Origin of the sequence: Cobetia sp. 2AS, assembly GCF_029846355.1 — a bacterium.
Classification (GTDB): domain Bacteria; phylum Pseudomonadota; class Gammaproteobacteria; order Pseudomonadales; family Halomonadaceae; genus Cobetia; species Cobetia amphilecti.
In genome coordinates, this window is record NZ_JARWKQ010000001.1 from 176,848 (window position 1) to 196,155 (window position 19,308).

Here is a 19,308-nt window from a genome sequence, read left to right on the forward strand (position 1 = left end):
GCATATGTTCGAACTGGTAGATAACGCACCCTCCAGCAGCGCGGTCATCAAGGTGATCGGTGTTGGCGGCGGCGGTGGTAACGCCGTCAATCACATGGTCGAGAGCAACATCGAAGGCGTCGAGTTCATCTGCGCCAACACCGATGCTCAGGCGCTCAAGCGCGTGGCCGCCAAGACTGTCCTGCAGCTGGGCAGTGAAATCACCAAGGGGCTTGGCGCTGGCGCCAACCCGGAAGTGGGCCGCCAGGCGGCGATGGAAGACCGTGAGCGTATCGTCGAGCTTCTGCAAGGCGCTGACATGGTCTTCATCACCGCTGGCATGGGGGGTGGTACCGGTACCGGCGGTGCTCCTGTCGTGGCGCAGGTCGCCAAGGAGCTGGGTATCCTGACCGTGGCCGTCGTCACGCGTCCGTTCCCGTTCGAAGGGCCGCGTCGTCAGAAGGCGGCGGAGCAGGGCATGAAGGAGCTCTCCGAGCACGTCGACTCCCTGATCACCATCCCCAACGAGAAGCTGCTGTCTGTGCTGGGCAAGAGCGCCAGCCTGCTGAGCGCCTTCAGCGCCGCCAACGACGTGTTGCTGGGTGCCGTGCAGGGGATCGCGGAGCTGATCACCAGCCCGGGCATCATCAACGTCGATTTCGCCGACGTGCGCACTGTCATGTCCGAGATGGGCATGGCGATGATGGGTACTGGTGACGCCATCGGCGAGAACCGTGCTCGTGAAGCCGCCGAGAAGGCCATTCGCAGCCCGCTGCTCGAAGACATCGATCTGCACGGCGCGCGCGGTATCCTGGTCAACATCACGGCGGGCCCGGACCTCTCCATCGGTGAATTCAACGATGTGGGTGCCACCGTGCAGGAGTTCGCTTCTCCGGACGCCACCATCGTGGTCGGGACGTCCATCGACATGGACATGACCGACGAGCTGCGTGTCACTGTCGTGGCGGCGGGTCTCGACGGTCGCGTCGAGAAGCCGGCGGCGCGTGAAACGGCACCGGCCAAGCGTACCGTCGAGAAGCCGGCGGACTACCGCAGCCTGCAGACGCCGACGGTCACCCGTCAGGCCAAGGAAGAGCAGGAAGCGGCAGCCAAGAAGTCTGAGCCGCGCAAGTCGCGTGATATGGATGACTATCTCGATATCCCGGCCTTCCTGCGTCGCCAGGCTGACTGATGCGCACTGACTGACACGTCATTGACGTTCATGTGCCAGTCGGCACGAGGCTGAGATGACACGGCTCATCGTGAGTCTGACTTCACCCATCCGGGGCTTCCCGGGTGGGTGAAGTCGTTTCCGGGGCAGACAAAAGGGGCTTTCGCCGCCGGCGCGGGGCGCTGCCTGTGCGTCACGGGTGCATCCGCCAGTGCCGTGGGCGCGTAAGGAGGAGAGGTCTTCAAGCTGTCTTGCACATTGATTATCGTTTTATGGCAGTGCGAGTGAGAACTGTTTGGTGATTGCGTGTTCATACTCAGCACGAGGCCAGCAGGCGCGCGGGTCAGCCTCAATGGTGCTCGAAAGGCAATGTTGAATTTCCCTAACAGCGGCAGGTGACAATTTGTTGAATTCCTGCATTGCTGTTATCATGAACACTGTTTCCAAATTCAGGCTGACTGGCTATCTCCCTATGATTCGACAAAAAACACTCCAGAATACGATCCGCGCCACAGGCGTTGGTCTGCACTCAGGTGACAAGGTTTACCTGACGCTGCGTCCCGCTCCGGTCAACACCGGCATCGTCTTCATCCGTACCGATCTCGAGCCGCAGGCTCATATCCGTGCCGATGCGATGAGCGTCCGTGACACCACCATGTGCACCGCCGTTTCCAACGGTGAAGCCAAGGTGACGACCGTCGAGCACCTGATGTCCGCCTTCGCAGGCCTGGGCATCGACAACTGCTTCGTCGAGCTGTCCGCGCCGGAAGTGCCGATCATGGACGGCAGCGCCGGTCCGTTCGTCTTCCTGATCCAGTCCGCTGGTATCCAGGAGCAGTCGTCGCTCAAGAAGTTCATCCGCATCAAGCGCGAGATCGAAGTGCGTGATGGTGACAAGGTCGCGACCTTCCTGCCGCACAACGGCTTCAAGGTGTCCTTCGCCATCGACTTCGATCACCCGGTGTTCGAACAGCAGAAGCAGACCACCACGGTCGACTTCTCTACCACCTCCTTCGTCAAGGAAGTGTCTCGCGCGCGTACCTTCGGTTTCATGCGTGATCTCGAGTTCCTGCGCTCCCAGAACCTCGCGCTGGGCGGAAGCCTCGACAACGCCATCGTCGTCGATGACTATCGCATCCTCAACGATGAAGGCCTGCGTTACGACGATGAGTTCGTCAAGCACAAGGTGCTGGACGCCATCGGTGACCTCTATCAGCTGGGCCACAGCATCATCGGTGAGTTCCGTGGCTACAAGTCCGGCCATGGCCTCAACAACATGCTGTGCCGCGCGCTGCTGGAAAATGCCGACAGCTACGAGATCGTCACCTTCGAGAACTCCGATGCGATGCCGATTTCCTATGCCTCTCCGGCGCTTGCCGTCTGAGTCGAGGTCAATGACAGCTGCGAAAGCTGCAAGACGAGGTATTTCAGAAGAAAAGCACTCAGAGACAGTACGAGCAGAACACTGTGACCTAGCCCGTCCAGCCTGACAGCAATGCTCCGGCCTTAGCCAGCCGGAGATGGAAACGACAACAGCCGCGCCGCCCTTCTGGGCGGCGCGGCTGTTTGCATGCAAGACAAGAAATGCTTGAGTTGGCTCAGGGCGTCTCGGTGTCGTCGCTCGAATCCGATGCGTGAGCTGCCAGTCGCTCCAGGGCGAGGCGCAGACGCTCGTCCCGGGTGTGTGAGGCGCAATCCAGCAGGTGTTCCGCGGCGGCCTCTGGCAGGTGGCGTGGTTGGCGTGCGGGCACGAAGGCCGGGCGAATCGGGCGGACCTTGAAGGCCAGGCGCGCGAGGGTGGCAAGCTCTGGCAGCTCGCGCAGCACACTGATCAGGCGACGCTGCTCATAGCGCAGCCAGGTCAGCCAGGAGGCGCGGCTGGTGATCAACGTCAAGGTGTCATCGTGATAGCCGCCGACGAAGACCTGTTCCTGCATGTCCTTGGGCAGTGCAGCACGCAGGTGCAGCTGGGCCTGCTCGAGCATGCGCGCCTGGCGCATGACGCTGCCAAGTTGCCCCTTGCCGTTCAACAGGCGCGCCGCGGGCTGGGCGCGGAAACGCTTAGCCTTTATACTCATGGGCTTGCATGCCGGTTCAGTGATTTCCGGCAATCTATCATGAGCGGGAGTCCGGCAACAGCATGAGCCCTGTCGATGCCACAGCACGCCCTCGTGCGTTACCGGATTCCGGTAGCGGCGCTTCGCGTCGCTGGTCGGTACGCACGGCGCCGCGCTGGCTGCTGGCAGGCCTGCTGCTCAGCTGTCTGTTCCCCGCTGGACTGAGCGCAGCGCAGGTCGAGCGCGTCAATCTGACGCTGGCCAGCATCCAGTTGCTGGCACCCGCGGTGATTCGTGCCGAGAGTCGCCGTCAGGGGCTGCGCTGCCTGCGCAAGCGGGTGCGTCGTGCGCCCCAGGCCAGCCCCAACCTCCCGCGCCAGCGCTCCTTCGTTTCCTGCACACGCGTCCTGCTGCGTGGCCTCGTCAATGCCATCGCGCCGCGTGCGCCGCCCATTCTGTCCTGACACCCCGTTCATCGTTCGCGCCGCGGATGATGAGGTTCGTTTTCTCTTTCGAGCGTAATGCCTGATGGGCCCCGGGCCACATCGAGCTGCCCTGTCATCGCGTTTGGCGGCAGCGCTTGAGTGTCATGATATGTGAAGGCGTGACCCGGCCCCGGGTCACGTACAAGGACAGAATATGCTGGGTAAATTCCTGACCAAGGTAGTGGGTTCCAAGAATGATCGCGAAGTGAAGCGCCTGCGCAAGCGGGTCAATGCGATCAATACGCTCGAGAGTGAGCTTGAGCTGCTCTCCGATGAGGCGCTGACAGCCAAGACCGCGGAATTCCGCGAGCGTCTCGCGCAAGGGGAACACCTCGACAAGCTGCTGCCGGAAGCCTTCGCGACCGTGCGTGAGGCTAGCAAGCGCATCATGGGCATGCGTCACTTCGATACCCAGATGGTCGGCGGCATGGCGCTGCACGAAGGGCGCATCGCCGAGATGAAGACCGGTGAGGGCAAGACGCTGGTGGGAACGCTGGCGGTCTACCTGAACGCACTGACCGGCGAAGGCGTCCACGTGGTGACGGTCAACGACTATCTGGCCACCCGTGATGCCAACTGGATGCGTCCGCTGTATGAATTCCTCGGCCTGAGTGTCGGTGTCATCTACTCCGGCCAGCCCAATGAAGACAAGCGCGCCGCCTATCAGGCCGATATCACCTACGGCACCAACAACGAATACGGTTTCGATTACCTGCGCGACAACATGGCCTTCTCGCTGGAAGACAAGGTCCAGCGCAAGCTGCACTTCGCCATCATCGATGAGGTCGACTCCATCCTGATCGATGAGGCGCGCACGCCGCTGATCATCTCCGGTCCGGTGGAAGAGAATACCGACCTCTACAAGATCATCGATCGCATGGCGCGCGAGCTCGAGCAGTGCAGCGATGAGGAAGATCCGGAAAGCGGCGACTTCACCCTCGATGAAAAGCAGAAGCAGGTCGAGCTGACCGAGTTCGGCCACCAGAAGGTCGAGGCGCTGCTGCGTGCCCAGGAGCTGCTCGGGGAAGAGGATTCCCTGTATGCGGCCCAGAACCTGAGCCTGCTGCACCACGTGCATTCTGCGCTGCGTGCCCAGAACCTGTTCGTGCGTGACGTGGATTACATCGTCAACAACGGCGAAGTGGTCATCGTCGATGAGCACACCGGGCGTACCATGGTCGGTCGTCGCTGGTCTGAAGGCCTGCACCAGGCGGTCGAGGCCAAGGAAGGTGTTGCCATCCAGAAGGAAAGTCAGACGCTGGCATCCACGACCTTCCAGAATTACTTCCGTCTCTACGACAAGCTGTCCGGCATGACCGGTACGGCCGATACCGAGGCCTTCGAATTCCGTCAGATCTACAACCTCGACGTGATGGTCATCCCGACCAACAAGCCCATCGCGCGCAAGGACATGAATGATCTGGTCTATCTGACCGCGGAAGAGAAGTTCAACGCCATCATCGAGGACGCCCGCGAGAAGGTCGCGGAAGGTCGCCCGGTGCTGGTGGGTACCGCCTCGGTCGAGACCTCCGAGCTGCTGTCGCAGATGATGCACAAGGCGGGGGTCAAGCATCACGTCCTGAACGCCAAGCAGCACGTCAGCGAGGCCGCCATCATCGCCCAGGCGGGTCGTCCGGGCGCCGTGACCATAGCGACCAACATGGCCGGTCGTGGTACCGACATCATGCTGGGCGGCAACTGGGAAGCCGAGCTTGCCGAGCTGGAAGCGCCGACCGAAGAGCAGATCAACGAGATCAAGCATGGCTGGCAGGAGCGTCATGAAGCCGTGCTGGCCGCGGGCGGTCTGCACGTGATCGGCTCCGAGCGCCACGAATCACGTCGTATCGACAACCAGCTGCGCGGTCGTGCCGGTCGCCAGGGTGACCCGGGCTCCACGCGCTTCTTCCTGTCGCTGGAAGATAGCCTGATGCGTTTGTTCGGTTCTGACCGCGTGCAGCGTCTGATGGGCGCGCTGGGGCTCGAGAAGGGCGAAGCCATCGAGCACAAGATGGTCTCCAATGCCGTCGAGCGCGCGCAGAAGAAGGTCGAGGGTCGCAACTTCGACGTGCGCAAGCAGCTGCTTGAGTACGATGATGTCGCCAACGATCAGCGCAGCGTGATCTACGAGCAGCGCAACGACATCCTCGAAGCCGACGAGATCGCCGAGAACATCGCCGGCATCCGTCGCGAAGTGCTCGATGACGCCATCTCCCTGCGTGTGCCGCCGCAGAGCCTGCCGGAACAGTGGGACCTGCCGAACCTCGAGAACGACCTCAAGACCGACTTCAACCTCGACCTGCCGCTGGTGCAGTGGGCGGAAGAGGACGAGCACTTCCATGAGGAAACGCTGCGCGAACGTCTGCAGGCCGCCCATGAAGCGCTTTACGCCGACAAGGTCGAGGCCGTTGGCCCTGAGCTGATGCGCCGCTTCGAGAAGCAGGTCATGCTTCAGGTGCTGGACACGCGCTGGAAGGAGCACCTGCAGGCGATGGACAACCTGCGTCGCGGTATCCACCTGCGCGGCTATGCCCAGAAGAATCCGAAGCAGGAATACAAGCGCGAAGCGTTCGAGCAGTTCCAGACGCTACTGGTCAACATCAAGTCCGACGTGGTGCGCATTCTCAGCCACGTGCAGGTGCGTCGCCAGGAAGAGGTCGACACGCTGGAAGAGGAGCGTCGTGCCAACCTCGAGCGTGAGCAGGCCAGCGCCGAAACGCGCCGTATCGATGAAGATGCGGTCAGTGAAGACGGTGTCCAGGCGGCCGAAGAGGTCGTCGAGGCACAGTACGGTGCGCAGCCTCAGGCCCAAGGCGATGGCGAGCCGATGCGCCGCGATGTGCCCAAGGTCGGCCGCAACGACCCGTGCCCGTGCGGTTCCGGCAAGAAATACAAGCAGTGCCACGGCAAGCTGAGCTGACACTGCGCCAAACAGCCTCCCTGTGAGTCACGCCGATTCGGCTCGCAGGGGGCAGTTGTCACAGAACACCATGATTGGAGACGTGAGCGATGGCGGTAGGGCCTTCCACTTTTCCCGCTGACATGCCGGCGATTGCCGGCTTTCAGATCGGGGTTGCTGAAGCCGGTATCAAGAAGCCGGGTCGTCGTGATCTGGTGATCATGGCCCTCGAGGCAGGGTCGCGTCTTGCAGGTACTTTTACCCGCAACGCCTTCTGCGCGGCACCGGTCCATGTCGCACGTGAGCACCTCACGGCAGGCGTCGAAGGGCCGCGTTATCTGGTGATCAACACCGGCAATGCCAATGCGGGAACCGGCGAGCAGGGCATGACTGATGCTCACGCGACCTGCCAGGCCTTGGCGGAGATCGCCGGCTGTGATGCCCGGGCAGTGCTGCCGTTCTCGACCGGCGTGATCGGTGAACCGCTGCCGATGGATCGCCTGACGACGGCGTTGCCGACAGCCTTTGCCAACCTGGGTGAGGGCGACTGGTCTGCCGCGGCGCATGGCATCATGACCACCGATACGCGGCCCAAGGGCAGCTGGCGGACGCTTGCGCTGAGCAATGGCGAGAGCGTGACGCTGGCGGGTGTCTCCAAGGGCTCCGGCATGATCTGCCCGAACATGGCGACCATGCTGGGCTTCGTGGCCACCGATGCTGATCTCGCCATCGACCAGGCGGCTCTCGACGCCATGCTGCGCCGGGTGGTGGTCAAGAGCTTCAACAGCATCACCGTCGATTCCGATACCTCCACCAATGACGCCTGCATGCTGGCTGTCACGGGGCAGGCCGGGCGTGTTGAGGGTGAAGACCTGATCGCGTTCGAGGCCGCCCTGGCGGAGGTCATGCTCGAGCTGGCTCAGGCCATCATTCGTGATGGCGAGGGGGCGACCAAGTTCGTCACCATCGAGGTCAGCGAGGCGCGTTCACAGGAAGAGGCGCGTGCCGTCGGCTTTACCGTCGCGCACTCGCCGCTGGTCAAGACAGCGCTCTATGCCAGCGATGCCAACTGGGGGCGCATTCTGGCGGCCGTCGGACGTGCGCCGCTGGAAGAGCTGGACGTCACGGGTGTCGCGATCACGCTCAATGGCGTCACCATCGTCGAACAGGGCGGCCGTGCCGACAGCTACACCGAAGCCGCCGGCAGTGCCGCCATGGCCGAGGAAGAGCTGGTGATCGGCATCCGCCTGGGACGTGGACAGCAGGAAGCTCGCATCTGGACATCGGATCTGTCCCACGATTACGTCTCGATCAACGCTGATTATCGTAGCTGACGCCCCAGGGCGGAGGCTTACGCTGAAACGGTAATGCAATATCTCCCGCAGGCTTCGCCTCTTGAGGCGGAGTCGGATGTACAACGCGAGTCAAAGGTACAGGCATCATGCCGAAGCGAAGGGTTCACGTGGCGGCTGCCGCCATCTTAAACGAACAGGGCCAGGTCCTGATTGCACGTCGTCCCTCGACGGTGGATCAGGGCGGCTTGTGGGAGTTTCCGGGTGGCAAGCTGGCGCCTTACGAAACCGGTCTGGAAGCGCTCAAGCGTGAGCTGTGCGAAGAGCTGGGCATCGAGATCATTCGTGCTCAGCCGCTGATCCGTATTCATCACGAATACCCGGACAAGCACATCCTGCTGGATGTGTGGGAAACGCGTCAGTTCACTGGCGAGCCCTTTGGCCGTGAAGGGCAGGCAGTGCGCTGGGTCGAGATCGAGGATCTCTACAAGTACGCCTTCCCGGCGGCGAATCTGCCGATTCTGCGGGCGGTCTCGCTGCCGCGCGAGTACCTGATCACGCCGGAAGAGGCCGATGAGAACGTCTTCGAGACGCGTCTGACGCGTGCGCTGGATGAGGACGGGGTGCGTCTGGTCCAGCTGCGCGCCAAGGAGCTGGATGAGGCGGCCTATATCGCGCGTGCCGAGAAGGCGCTGGCGATCTGTCATGCGCGTGGCGCCCGTTTGCTGCTCAACGCTGAACCGTCCATGCTCGACAAGGTCGATGCGGATGGTATCCACCTGACCAGCGTGCGTCTGGCGGAGCTGGCGGAAAAGGGCGAGCGTCCGATTGCCGCCAACAAGTGGCTGTCTGCCTCCACCCATGATCAGCAGCAGCTGGACCAGGCCGGCCGTGTGGCGTGTGACTTCGTGTCACTGTCGCCGCTGCGTGTGACGCCGTCGCATCCGGAGCGTCCGCCGTTGGGCTGGCATGACTTCCAGGGGTTGGTCGAGCAGGCGTGCATGCCGGTCTATGCGCTGGGTGGCATGTCCCGCTATGACAGCGATCACGCACGCGCCGTCGGCGCCCAGGGTATCGCATCGATCCGTGATTTCTGGAAGTGATGCTCGCGCGTTGATGGCAGTTGCCTGAACGAAAAAGACCCTCGAGGCTAGCCTCGAGGGTCTTTTTTATGCCCAGCGTCTTGAGTGTCTAGCTCTGCATCAATCTGAACCAGCAGGGCTCTCTCGAGCGCTACTGCTGATGCATGTCGCGCTCCATGCGCGCCACCATCTCGTCGATGCTGGTTTCATCCATGGCGGGCTCACCGGCGATGCTGTGGGATTCGTCAGCCCAGGCGCCAAGATCGAGCAGTTGGCAGCGCTTGCTGCAGAAGGGACGAAATTCGCTGGCGGCACTCCATACCACGTCGGTACGGCATTGCGGGCAAGCGACGGTCAATGGTGTCTTGCCATTGTGGGAAGCGGTGGCATCAGACATGAGGGGTGTCCTGAAACGGTGTATGGGGGGCGCTCAGTGATCGATAGTAGGCATCCATGGCCACTACCTGTTCACGAAGATGCGCCTGGCTTCCGTCATTGTCGATGACATCGTCGGCCTTGGCCAGTCGTGTCTCGCGCGGCAGTTGGGCCGCAAGAATGGCGCGTACCTGCGCTTCGCTGACACCATCGCGGCTCAGCGTGCGCGCCAGCTGGATATCCTGGCTGACATCCACCACCAGGGTGCGTGAGACGAGGCTGTCCTGGCCGGACTCGAACAACAGCGGAGAGACCAGCAGGCGATAGGGACTGGTCATGGCTGCCAGGTGCTGCATGATCCGCTCCCGGATACGCGGATGGGTGCAGCGCTCCAGCCACTGGCGCTCCTCGGGGGCAGCAAAGATCCGCTCACGTAGCGCGGCGCGGTCAAGCTCGCCCTGCGCCGTGACGATCGATTCGCCAAAGTATGCGATGATCTCGGCCAGTGCGGTTTCGCCGGGGCGCACGATCTCGCGCGAGACATCATCGGCATCCACCCACTGGATGCCCAGCTCGCCGAACAGCCGCGCGACGCTCGATTTGCCGCTGCCGATGCCGCCGGTGACACCGATGATGGGGCCTTGGGGTAAAGAAGTCGTCGTCATGCGCCGATCACGCTCAGGTAGAGGCTCATCAAGGGCGTACCAAACAGCAGGGCGATCCAGCCGGCAACCGCCAGGTAAGGTCCGAAGGGCATCGGTGCGCCGCGCAGACGCGGTACCAGCAGTTGCAGCAGGATGCCCAGAATGGCCCCGAGACCGGCGGACAGAATCAGCAGCAGCGGCAACCACTGCCAGCCGAGCCAGGCACCCAGCGCGGCGAGCAGCTTGAAGTCACCGTAGCCCATGCCTTCCTTGCCGGTGACCAGCTTGAATAGCCAGTAGAAGCTCCACAGCACCAGATAGCCCGCCATCGCGCCGATGACAGCACTGGGCAGCATCAGAGGCTGGAACAGCAACTGATAGGCGAGGCCTGCCCACAGCAGTGGCAGGGTGATGGCATCTGGCAGCAACTGGGTGCGGAAGTCGATGACTGACAGCACCAGCAGGGTCAGACAGGCACCGAAGATCCACAGGCTCTGTGCCTCCAGGCCGTAGATCAACGCGATGGACGCGCCGAGCGCGCCACCGGCAAGTTCCACCAGCGGGTACTGCGCGCTGATACGCGTATTGCAGCTGGCGCAGCGGCCACGTCGTTTCAGCCAACCGAGGATGGGCAGGTTGTCGTGCCACTTGATCGGCGTGTCACAGCCCGGGCAGCGTGATGCTGGCACCAGCAGATTGAAGCGCGGTGTGTCTTCGGCTTCCAGCTCCAATGCCTCGCGGGCCTCGGCGCGCCATTGGCGCATCATCATCACGGGTAGGCGAGTGATGACGACATTCAGAAAGCTACCGACCAGCAAACCGAATATACCGGCCAGGCAGGCCTGCAGTGTGGGGGAAAGTTGGGCGAATGAGTCCACGAGTCTTCCTTGTCAGTAAATGACATGGCCGCGCCCCAAAAGTAGCGCGGCCATGTCTCCAAAAATTAACTTTGTTTAATGGTTATATAACATTACCCATTTCAAAGATGGGTAGATACATAGAGACGACCAAGCCGCCGACAAGAGTACCCAATACCACGATGATAAAGGGCTCCAACAATGAGGTCAGGGCATCTACCTTGTTGTCGACGTCTTCTTCGTAGAAATCCGCCACCTTGTTGAGCATGGCATCCAATGAGCCCGATTCTTCACCAATCGCCACCATCTGTACTGCCAGTGTCGGGAACAGCTGAGTGTTACGCATGGCAAAGTTCAGCTGCTGTCCGGTAGAAACATCTTCCTTGATCTGGGCAATGGCGCGCTCATAGACCTTGCTTCCAGTGGCACCCGCTGCTGTATCAAGTGATTCAATCAACGGCACACCGGCCTGAAATGTGGTTGCCAATGTGCGTGAATAGCGAGCAACGGACGATTTGTCCAGGATGTCACCGAGCACGGGCACCTTGAGCATGAAGCGATGCATGGCATACGCAAATTTATCTGAGCGCTTCATTGCTTGTGCAATCAAGATGCCAGTCAATATCACTGCTCCTAAAGCTACATACCAGTAACTTTGGGCATATTCGGACATGGTTATAGTCAACTGAGTAAAGGCAGGTAATTCGGCACCGAAGCCATTGAAAAGAGTCTCAAACTGCGGGACTACTTTTATCAATAGAATAGCAGTCACACCAAAGCCAACACATATTACTGCGGCTGGGTAATAAAGGGCCTTCTTTACTCGTGCCTTGAGAGAATCAATTTTTTCTTTATAGGTAGCAACACGGTCAAGCATCTTGTCCAATGCACCCGCTTGCTCACCTGCTGCAACCAGATTTGTAAACAAACTATCAAAATGCTGAGGGTGTTTTCGCAAGGCTTCCGAAAAGCTGGCACCTGCTCCCACCTGATTCATCATGTCTTCGACCAGATGACGCATGCCTGGGCTCTTCATGCTTTCAGCCACGATGCCAAATGCCTGAAGCACCGGTACGCCAGCACGGATCATGGTCGCCATCTGACGGGCGAACATGGTGACATCCTTGCCGCTGACCTTTTTGCTGCCGCCAAACAGGGAGGACTTCTGGCGCAGGCGCTTGACTACGATACCTTGGCTGGTCAGCGTGCTCTTGACCTGATCGACGTTGGCCGACATCAGCTCGCCCTTGACGTTTTCGCCGCGCGAGTTCTTGCCCGACCATTGCCAGATTTCTATGCCTGCTTTTTTCTGGTCTTTTTTGGCGGTTCTGGGAGTTGCCATGTCAGTTATCGTTCCCTGATAAATGGGGAGCAGGCATTGAAGATCGAGCCGTGATCAATGCCTGGGTCATCTTGTCTTCAATGTGCCTGATGACTGAGCAAAAGTCAGCTATCTGGCGTATTGATAGTTACCAGACACCATATGCGATCACTCTATGCTCGACCTGTCTGCAGTGACTCAGTCCTTGGTGATGCGATTGACTTCTTCCAGCGAGGTCATGCCCGACATCACCTTGCGCAAGCCGCTACGCCTCAGGTCTGAAAGCCCTTCCTTGCGCGCCTGGTCTGCCAGCTCGATGGCGGTGCCCTCACGCATGATCAAGCGGCTCATCTCATCCGAGATCGGCATGACTTCATAGATGCCGACTCGCCCCTTGTAACCCAGCGTGCACTGGCTGCAACCGACGGGGCGGAATATGGTTGCGGCCTCGAGTTCTGCTGCACTGAAGCCATTGTCTTCACTGAAGCCCATCGAGGCCATCGCCTCGGGCGGAATCTCCGCCGGCTGGCGGCAGTGGGTACACAGGCGGCGAGCAAGGCGCTGGGCGATGATCAACGAGACGGAACTCGCGATGTTGAAGGGGGCAATCCCCATGTTGCTAAGGCGTGTCAGTGTCTCGGGCGCCGAGTTGGTGTGCAAGGTAGAAAGTACCAGGTGACCTGTCTGTGCCGCCTTGACGGCAATTTCGGCGGTTTCCTTGTCACGAATTTCCCCCACCATCACCACATCGGGATCCTGGCGCAGGAAGGCGCGCAGGGCCGAGGCGAAGTCCAGGCCGATCTTGGGCAGTACGTTGACCTGATTGACGCCTTCTACCTTGAGCTCGACCGGGTCTTCCGCCGTCGAGATATTGCGCTCCGGTGTATTGAGGATATTCAGGCCGGTGTAGAGCGTCACGGTCTTACCGCTACCGGTCGGGCCTGTGACCAGAATCATGCCCTGTGGCTGATCCAGCGTCTTCTCGAACATGGCGCGCTGCTCGGGTTCGAAGCCTAGCGCCTCGATGCCCATCTTGGCCGAACTGGGGTCGAGGATACGCAGCACCAGCTTCTCGCCATACACGGTGGGTAGTGTGTTGACGCGGAAGTCAATGGAGCGAGACTTGGACAGGCGTAGTTTGATCGCACCATCCTGCGGTAAACGGCGCTCGGAAATATCCATGCGCGACATGACTTTCAGGCGCGCCGAGATCCGGTTGCGCATATTGAAGGGCGGGCGGGTATTCTCGACCAACATGCCATCGATACGAAAACGAATGCGATAGGTGGATTCGTAGGGCTCGAAGTGGATATCCGAGGCGCCACGCTTGATGGCATCCAGCAGTACCTTGTGAACGAAGCGCACCACTGGCGCATCATCACTGCTGGCTGTAATGGCCAGATCGTTGTTGTTATCTTCTTCGCCTTCGAAATCCAGCCCATCGAGGGCTTCGCCATCTTCGCTCAGCATGTCCATGGCGCTTTCTTCGCCGGCTTCCAGATATTGCTCCAATGCCGGCGTCAGCTGGTCGGCGGCGACCAATACACTCTCGATCGACAAGCCGGTGGCAAATTGCAGTTCATCAAGGTTTGTGAGCGTCGATGGGGAGGGCACACCGACGGTCAAGCGATGCTCACGGCGATAGAGAGGCAGGACGCCCAGCTTGCGCAGGACCTTCTCGGGAAGTTCATCAATGGAAGGCAGCGAGTCGATACGAATGGCATCGAGATCCACATACGGCAGGCCATATTCCCAGGCCGCTGCCAATGTCGCGTCACGTGCCGGTACCAGGCCGTGCGCGATGATATGCAGTAATAAGCTTTCCCCTGCTTCATTGGCTTCCTGTTCAGCCAGCTGTGCCGCCTGTGGTTCGAGCAGGCCAGAGTCGACCAGTCGGGCGGCAAATCCTTTTAGCGTGTGTTCTGACTGGGGCATGACACTCTTCCTGTTGCAGTTGCCAATGGGCCTACTCGACTGCTTCACACGTGAAGCAGGCACTGATGCGCTGTGCGCGAACTATGGAGCGGCAAGCCATCGTATTACAAACATCGTCTTGCAGAAGAGTGTAGCTGGATTGCCCAGCGCTAGGAATGGCGCATTCATGACTTAAGAAGGGGATAGGGTTTGTGGAGGGAGCTAGCCAAACGCTGTTGGGTCGGGAGTAACGTTGAAGAGCGCCTGAATCCCGATCACAAAGTTTTTGTGTTCGTTGCTTGCAATGTCACTGAGTGTAATCTATTGTAACAACCAAGCAGCCGTCAGCGCCGCCAAGCAAGCGTCTTGCGTCATGGCAATGGCACCTGAACTGTGGCTGTGGTATCACTCGTCCCGTCCGGTCGACACCCCGTGATATCAAGATGTTATGCTGATGAAGATGTTGTTGGGAATATTAGAATCAAACGCCCATACTGACATTCTTCTGTAACATCCTGCTGGTCAGGGAAGGTAACCGGGGTTTCAGGACGTACGACCTGATCTCACTACGCAAATGCAAGGGAGTCACACCATGACACGCAAGCAACAATCTGGTTTCACACTGATCGAGCTGATGATCGTTGTGGCGATTATCGGCATCTTGGCGGCCATCGCTATTCCGCGTTATCAGGATTATGTCGCTAGATCTCAAGTTTCGCGAGTGATGAGTGAAGCGGGGACACTCAAGACAGCAGTTGAAGAATGTATTCTTAATGGAAGAACTGATATCGGTGTAACAGCGGGTGATTGTGACCCCGGTGCGACTGGTTCTAATCTTATCGTAACTGGTGGTAATGCAGCTCCTGCTATTGCGACTCTCCCGACAGGCACTGGTGTGCCAGTTGTGAGCGATCCGCTAACTACAGGAACTACTATTGTTGCAACCTTTGGCAACAATGCTGCTCCCGTTTTGACCTCAGCTGGTGCATTGCTTACATGGACTCGTGAAACCAGCGGTAGCTGGACTTGCTCAACAACAAATGTGCCGGCTAATTTGGCACCGACTGGTTGCTAACTCAATTCTCACGTTCAATAAAAAACCGCCCTTCGGGGCGGTTTTTTATTGAACTCAATAAAGCGCTTCTTCTTCCTCGACCACATCCTTCAGCAGCTCCAGGAACAGCTTGTCTGCATCGGAGTGCTCCGCCGGATCTTCCGGGATATGGATGCTGGTGGTATCAGAAATCTCGTTGGCGATGATAGCCAGCACCGCTTGCTCATTCTTTCCTTGTTCTGCCCCTTCCTTGAGGCGCGCTCGCGCCACGACCAGGGACTGCTCGAGAATCTTCGGGTCTTGCAGCAGCTTGCGGATGAAGCCTTTAAGCTCACTGATGATACGTGTCTTGTGCATTTCGCCGGATGCGTTGCTCATGGCGTGCTCCTTGTCTGGTGGATGTCTGTCTTTGAGTTCGAGGGTGAATTCTGGTCTAGATGGCTTTGACTTGAGCTCTCTTGAACGCTCTTGAGCGATGAGGGGGCAACCCAAGCCTGCCTCTGAAGTTCATGAAACCATGCCTGCCTTTGCCTGCAGTGTAACCCACACGTCAGCGCTGATGGATATGTGACATCACACCAATCTCCAGCTTGCCAAACCACTCAAGGCCCGCTGCGAGGCGTTCCATCTCGGCGATTGATGTGTTGCGTGAGTCAGCGTCGTGGTTACATTGCAGAGCCGTTTCCGAGGCGGCTTGCGTAGCACAACCTGGCAGCTCCAGCAGGATATCCACATGCGGGGCTGGCGAGTCGGTGTCAGCAGATGTGGTGGCATGATTGACGTAATGCAGGGTGAGGCCGCTGCGCGCCTGCCAGAGAGGTGACTGCTGCCAGCATTCCTCGAGTGCGGCGATGATGTCGCTGCGCAGGGGCAGGGGCTGCTTCAGCGTGGGCTGCGCCTGGCCGAGATGCGAGTCATCTTCGGGGTCGATGTGATAGAGCACATCACTGAGCTGAGGGAATTCGGTCTTGAGACGAGCCACGGCGTGATGGCCGATGGCATGGCCTTCCGAGACGCTGATGCGTGGCGCGACCAGCAGGTGGACTTCCAGCACGATACGGCCGGCCAGCGTGCGGCTGCGCAAGTCATGGGCACCACGCACCTCCGGCAGTGACAGCAAGCACTCACGCATGGCGTGTTGTTGTTCACGTGGCAAGGCGGTGTCGATCAGTTCGCGTGAGGCCTCCCAGGCCAATGAGGCGCCGATCTTGCCTACCATCACGCCAACGACGACCGCCGCGATGCCATCCAGCCAGCTGGCTCCCAGCTGGGTGCCGATCAGACCTATCAGCACCGCCACGGTGGAGAGCGCATCACTGCGCGAGTGCCAGGCATTGGCCTCCAGTAGCTTGGATTTCTGCTTGCGCGCGATCTTGAGCGTGGCGCGAAAGATACCTTCCTTGCCGAGCAGCGAGATGATCGCGATGCCGATGCCCAGCGCGCCGGGTAGCGGAATGGTCAGCGAGCCGAACATCAGCTCCCAGCTGCGCAGGATGCCTTCCCAGCCAATGGCGCCCGCCACGGCCAGCAGCAGACTGCCGAGTACGAGAGTGCCGAGCGTCTCTATGCGCTCATGCCCCCACGGATGTGAGCGATCCGGTGCCTGGCGGCCGTAGTGAGTCGCCACCAACACGAAGGCATCCGTCACGAGGTCTGACAGGGAGTGGATGCCATCGGCGATCAGTGCCTGCGAGCCGACCAGCTTGCCGATGACAAGCTTCGCGACACCCAGCACGCCATCCAGCGCCGCGCCGATCAAGGTGATGCGCTGTGCTTCACGCTTGGCGCTTGCCGTGCTGGCAGCATCTGCGGGTGACGATTGAGGCATGGGAAGGCTCGCTCAAAGGGAGTCGGGTGCGTCATGAAGTCAGCGCCTACTCCTGCGCAGGCGGCTCAGGAGTCAGCGCACGCAGCTGTCTTCAGAGATCTCGCCGCTGGGGCGCAGGCGCCGCGCGAGGCTGTCAACGCCGATATTGAGTATGGCGGTGAGCACCAGCAGGGCAAATGCCTGATCAAACATCAGGTATTCGAAGCTCGAGTCGATATGGAAGCCCAGCGTCACCACCCCCAGCATGCCGAGAATGGCCGTCTCGCGAATGATGGTCTCGGCGCGGTAGAGCAGCAGCGCGAACATGCCGGGAGCGACACGCGGGTTGAGCTCATAGAGCCAGCATTCGAACTTGCCCTGCGGGCGGCTGGGCGGCAGCTGAATCTGGTTGGCATGGCGAGCACACAGGAAGGCGATGATTGCGCCGTTGTGCAGCGCCAGCGCCAGCCAGGCGGGCAGCAGCGAGGGCCCCAGCAGCAACAGCAGGATGAAGGCCAGAATCAGCTCCGGCGTGGTACGCAGGAAGATCAGCAGGCCGTTGGTCGAGTGCTGTGAGAGGCGGTTGCCCACATGGCGGCTGGCCAGCGGCCATAGCAGCATGGCGATCAGCAGACTACCGGCGGTGCCCAGCAGGCCGAGCAGCAAGGTATTGCCGATGGCGGGCAGCAGGTCGGGCAGGTGGCTTGCCCACTGCAGCAGGCCTGTCGCGAGCTTACCCGAGACCAGCGACTCGAATGATGCATTGACCAGCGGCGCCGGCCAGATGTCATGGCTGATGAAGCGCCACAGCAGGGTCGGGCTGACATCGGGCCATGGCCCCAGCCACCAGAGGCTGGCGATGGCCAGTACCGGCAATACCCGACGGTGCCCCCACCATGGGAGCGTGGCGATCAGCAGATAGAAGATCCACAGTAGAGCGCCCGCCTCGGCGTAACGGCCCTCTCGAAAGGCGCTTTCCAGATAGAAGCCCAGCGTGGGCAAGCCGACGAAACCCAGCAGAACACTGGCGCGCAGTCCGCATTCGAAGCGATAGCGGGTGTAGCTGGCCATGCGTCGCCATGCCATCGGCAGTTCAGCATACACAAAGCGCATCGCGTGCGAGCTGGCATAGGGCAATGCCTTGAGCGGCGCCTGCGGCAGTTGTTCGAGAATCTCGGCATAGACCTTGGCGAAGGTCGCCGCATAGGGAATCGTGATCGCCGCCAGCGCCGTGGCGGCCGATAGCCCGAACACCTGCAGCAACAGCAGCGCCCAGAACAGCTCATGCACCGCACGCAGCCCGGCGCAGACACCCCGTAGCAAACGCGAGCGAGAATAGACCAATGCCAGCGGCAGCCCGATCAGCGCGCCCAGCAGGGTGCCCCACAGCGCAAAGGCGATGGTCAGGATCAGAGCGTGCAGCGGGGATTCCAGCGCGCCGGGAGCCGGCGACGCCAGACCCGCCAGCATGCGGCCTAGTTCCTGCCATGGGTCGCGCGAGGTAACGGAGAGATCGGCGAAGGGCACCAATACCAGCATGGCGATGACCAGACCACCACCGAGGCGCAACAGGCGCGCACCGTCACTGCGTGCCTGCCACCAGCGAGGGGGATGGCGCAGCTCTGCCGTCATGGTGGAGGGGTCAGCTGACATCGGATGACTCGCGGGTCGCCGCAGCGGGGTACAGGAAATCCAGGTCGCCGGGCGTCAGTCCGTCGGTCGCGACATCCAGCAGCACGTGCCCCTGACCGTCAGCCTGTTTGCCAAGCCCGATCACGCGCGTGAAGTGAGTGAGCGCCAACTCGCGCTGATGAAGCGCTACCACGCTGGTAGCGTGGCGGGCGTGAATCAGCTGGATCAACTGGCTGGCCTGATGCGGGTCCACGCTTGCGACGGGCTCGTCACCGAGGAACAGATCATGGCCCTGATAGAGCGCGCGTGCGATGGCGACACGCTGGCGCTGACCGCCGGAAAGCGCCTCGACGGAGCGCTCCATCAGGCCGGCGATACCCAGCGGTTCGCACAGCGTGGCGACCGCCTGCCAGTGAGCCGGTTTCGGGCGCAGCAGATTGAGCAGGTTGGTCAGCCGTGAGTGCTGGTCCAACCGGCCCATGAAGATGTTGTGGTAGACCGACAATTGCGGCACCAGTCCCTGGCGTTGAGGGCACCAGGCGGCCGCTACGTCGCGCTGTTGCAGCGCGGCGCGCAGGGCTTCCAGCAGCGTGGACTTGCCTGCGCCACTGGCACCGAGCAGGGCGATGCGCTCGCCCGGCAGGAGGCGAATATCCAGGTCACGCAAGACCACCTCGGCGCCATGGCCGAGGTGGTCTTGCGAAAGGTGCAGCAGTGGAGAGGGTGTTTCCTGGGTCATGAG

General features: G+C 60.7%; 17 protein-coding genes. 7 read left to right on the plus strand and 10 right to left on the minus strand.

Translation table 11 applies throughout. The features are described 5' to 3' along the window. Positions 1–4 precede the first annotated feature (4 nt). Both ftsZ and lpxC read left to right on the plus strand, forming a co-directional pair. On the plus strand, positions 5–1,171 hold the full coding sequence (ftsZ, locus tag QD356_RS00795) for a cell division protein FtsZ (protein WP_043332494.1): 1,167 nt from the start codon (positions 5–7) through the stop codon (positions 1,169–1,171). Between the two features lie 451 nt (positions 1,172–1,622). After that, the gene (lpxC, locus tag QD356_RS00800; RefSeq protein WP_054555085.1) at positions 1,623–2,534 is read left to right on the plus strand and encodes a UDP-3-O-acyl-N-acetylglucosamine deacetylase; all 912 of its coding nucleotides are present in this window, start codon (positions 1,623–1,625) and stop codon (positions 2,532–2,534) included. A gap of 214 nt (positions 2,535–2,748) precedes the next feature. On the opposite strand, the gene QD356_RS00805 is transcribed toward lpxC, so the two are convergent. Continuing rightward, complete coding sequence (locus QD356_RS00805; RefSeq protein ID WP_054555084.1) at positions 2,749–3,228, minus strand: DciA family protein; 480 nt, start codon at positions 3,226–3,228, stop codon at positions 2,749–2,751. 62 nt (positions 3,229–3,290) lie between these two features. Between QD356_RS00805 and QD356_RS00810 the strand changes: the two genes are divergently transcribed. The 4 genes from QD356_RS00810 (at position 3,291) to QD356_RS00825 (ending at position 8,983) form a co-directional block, all read left to right on the plus strand. After that, entirely contained in the window at positions 3,291–3,671 is a 381-nt protein-coding gene (locus QD356_RS00810; protein WP_043332488.1) for a hypothetical protein, read from the plus strand. A gap of 175 nt (positions 3,672–3,846) precedes the next feature. Next, positions 3,847–6,609: a preprotein translocase subunit SecA gene (gene secA, locus QD356_RS00815; RefSeq protein WP_192838353.1), complete on the plus strand. Its 2,763-nt coding sequence runs from the start codon at positions 3,847–3,849 to the stop codon at positions 6,607–6,609. Positions 6,610–6,698: 89 nt separating this feature from the next. Next, positions 6,699–7,922: a bifunctional glutamate N-acetyltransferase/amino-acid acetyltransferase ArgJ gene (gene argJ / locus QD356_RS00820; RefSeq protein WP_192838354.1), complete on the plus strand. Its 1,224-nt coding sequence runs from the start codon at positions 6,699–6,701 to the stop codon at positions 7,920–7,922. Positions 7,923–8,029: 107 nt separating this feature from the next. Then, complete coding sequence (locus QD356_RS00825; RefSeq protein ID WP_192838355.1) at positions 8,030–8,983, plus strand: Nudix family hydrolase; 954 nt, start codon at positions 8,030–8,032, stop codon at positions 8,981–8,983. A 130-nt stretch (positions 8,984–9,113) separates the two neighbouring features. On the opposite strand, the gene yacG is transcribed toward QD356_RS00825, so the two are convergent. The 5 genes from yacG to pilB all read right to left on the minus strand — a co-directional run bounded on the left by yacG (position 9,114) and on the right by pilB (position 14,094). Then, positions 9,114–9,359 (minus strand): DNA gyrase inhibitor YacG, encoded by a 246-nt coding sequence (gene yacG / locus QD356_RS00830; RefSeq protein ID WP_043332481.1) that lies wholly within the window; start codon positions 9,357–9,359, stop codon positions 9,114–9,116. Further along, complete coding sequence (coaE, locus tag QD356_RS00835) at positions 9,352–10,002, minus strand: dephospho-CoA kinase (protein ID WP_192838356.1); 651 nt, start codon at positions 10,000–10,002, stop codon at positions 9,352–9,354. The genes yacG and coaE overlap by 8 nt, the downstream gene beginning before the upstream one ends. Continuing rightward, on the minus strand, positions 9,999–10,859 hold the full coding sequence (locus tag QD356_RS00840) for an A24 family peptidase (RefSeq protein WP_279876558.1): 861 nt from the start codon (positions 10,857–10,859) through the stop codon (positions 9,999–10,001). Before QD356_RS00840 ends, coaE begins: the two co-directional genes overlap by 4 nt. 82 nt (positions 10,860–10,941) lie before the next feature. Beyond that, entirely contained in the window at positions 10,942–12,180 is a 1,239-nt protein-coding gene (locus tag QD356_RS00845; RefSeq protein ID WP_192838357.1) for a type II secretion system F family protein, read from the minus strand. A 177-nt stretch (positions 12,181–12,357) separates the two neighbouring features. Continuing rightward, positions 12,358–14,094: a type IV-A pilus assembly ATPase PilB gene (pilB, locus tag QD356_RS00850; RefSeq protein ID WP_192838358.1), complete on the minus strand. Its 1,737-nt coding sequence runs from the start codon at positions 14,092–14,094 to the stop codon at positions 12,358–12,360. Between the two features lie 571 nt (positions 14,095–14,665). Here pilB and QD356_RS00855 point away from each other — a divergent pair. Continuing rightward, positions 14,666–15,148: a pilin gene (locus QD356_RS00855; protein WP_192838359.1), complete on the plus strand. Its 483-nt coding sequence runs from the start codon at positions 14,666–14,668 to the stop codon at positions 15,146–15,148. A gap of 54 nt (positions 15,149–15,202) precedes the next feature. Here QD356_RS00855 and QD356_RS00860 read toward each other — a convergent pair whose 3' ends face one another. The 4 genes from QD356_RS00860 to QD356_RS00875 form a co-directional block, all read right to left on the minus strand. Continuing rightward, positions 15,203–15,505: a hypothetical protein gene (locus QD356_RS00860; RefSeq protein ID WP_043332474.1), complete on the minus strand. Its 303-nt coding sequence runs from the start codon at positions 15,503–15,505 to the stop codon at positions 15,203–15,205. Positions 15,506–15,677: 172 nt separating this feature from the next. Next, a complete protein-coding gene (locus QD356_RS00865; protein ID WP_192838360.1) occupies positions 15,678–16,955 on the minus strand; it encodes a cation diffusion facilitator family transporter in 1,278 nt (425 codons plus the stop codon). A gap of 72 nt (positions 16,956–17,027) precedes the next feature. Further along, positions 17,028–18,587, minus strand: a complete 1,560-nt coding sequence (locus tag QD356_RS00870; protein ID WP_225996465.1) for an ABC transporter permease — start codon at positions 18,585–18,587, stop codon at positions 17,028–17,030. Continuing rightward, on the minus strand, positions 18,577–19,305 hold the full coding sequence (locus QD356_RS00875) for an ATP-binding cassette domain-containing protein (RefSeq protein WP_192838361.1): 729 nt from the start codon (positions 19,303–19,305) through the stop codon (positions 18,577–18,579). The genes QD356_RS00870 and QD356_RS00875 overlap by 11 nt, the downstream gene beginning before the upstream one ends. Between the last annotated feature and the right edge of the window lie 3 nt (positions 19,306–19,308).

Coding starts and splice junctions, on each gene's coding strand:
- QD356_RS00825 (WP_192838355.1), top strand. CDS start 8,030: ATGCCGAAGCGAAGGGTTCACGTGGCGGCTGCCGCCATCTTAAACGAA.
- coaE (WP_192838356.1), bottom strand. CDS start 10,002: ATGACGACGACTTCTTTACCCCAAGGCCCCATCATCGGTGTCACCGGC.
- QD356_RS00810 (WP_043332488.1), top strand. CDS start 3,291: ATGAGCCCTGTCGATGCCACAGCACGCCCTCGTGCGTTACCGGATTCC.
- ftsZ (WP_043332494.1), top strand. CDS start 5: ATGTTCGAACTGGTAGATAACGCACCCTCCAGCAGCGCGGTCATCAAG.
- QD356_RS00865 (WP_192838360.1), bottom strand. CDS start 16,955: ATGCCTCAATCGTCACCCGCAGATGCTGCCAGCACGGCAAGCGCCAAG.
- secA (WP_192838353.1), top strand. CDS start 3,847: ATGCTGGGTAAATTCCTGACCAAGGTAGTGGGTTCCAAGAATGATCGC.
- lpxC (WP_054555085.1), top strand. CDS start 1,623: ATGATTCGACAAAAAACACTCCAGAATACGATCCGCGCCACAGGCGTT.
- argJ (WP_192838354.1), top strand. CDS start 6,699: ATGGCGGTAGGGCCTTCCACTTTTCCCGCTGACATGCCGGCGATTGCC.
- QD356_RS00875 (WP_192838361.1), bottom strand. CDS start 19,305: ATGACCCAGGAAACACCCTCTCCACTGCTGCACCTTTCGCAAGACCAC.
- yacG (WP_043332481.1), bottom strand. CDS start 9,359: ATGTCTGATGCCACCGCTTCCCACAATGGCAAGACACCATTGACCGTC.
- QD356_RS00870 (WP_225996465.1), bottom strand. CDS start 18,587: ATGTCAGCTGACCCCTCCACCATGACGGCAGAGCTGCGCCATCCCCCT.
- QD356_RS00805 (WP_054555084.1), bottom strand. CDS start 3,228: ATGAGTATAAAGGCTAAGCGTTTCCGCGCCCAGCCCGCGGCGCGCCTG.
- QD356_RS00845 (WP_192838357.1), bottom strand. CDS start 12,180: ATGGCAACTCCCAGAACCGCCAAAAAAGACCAGAAAAAAGCAGGCATA.
- QD356_RS00860 (WP_043332474.1), bottom strand. CDS start 15,505: ATGAGCAACGCATCCGGCGAAATGCACAAGACACGTATCATCAGTGAG.
- QD356_RS00855 (WP_192838359.1), top strand. CDS start 14,666: ATGACACGCAAGCAACAATCTGGTTTCACACTGATCGAGCTGATGATC.
- pilB (WP_192838358.1), bottom strand. CDS start 14,094: ATGCCCCAGTCAGAACACACGCTAAAAGGATTTGCCGCCCGACTGGTC.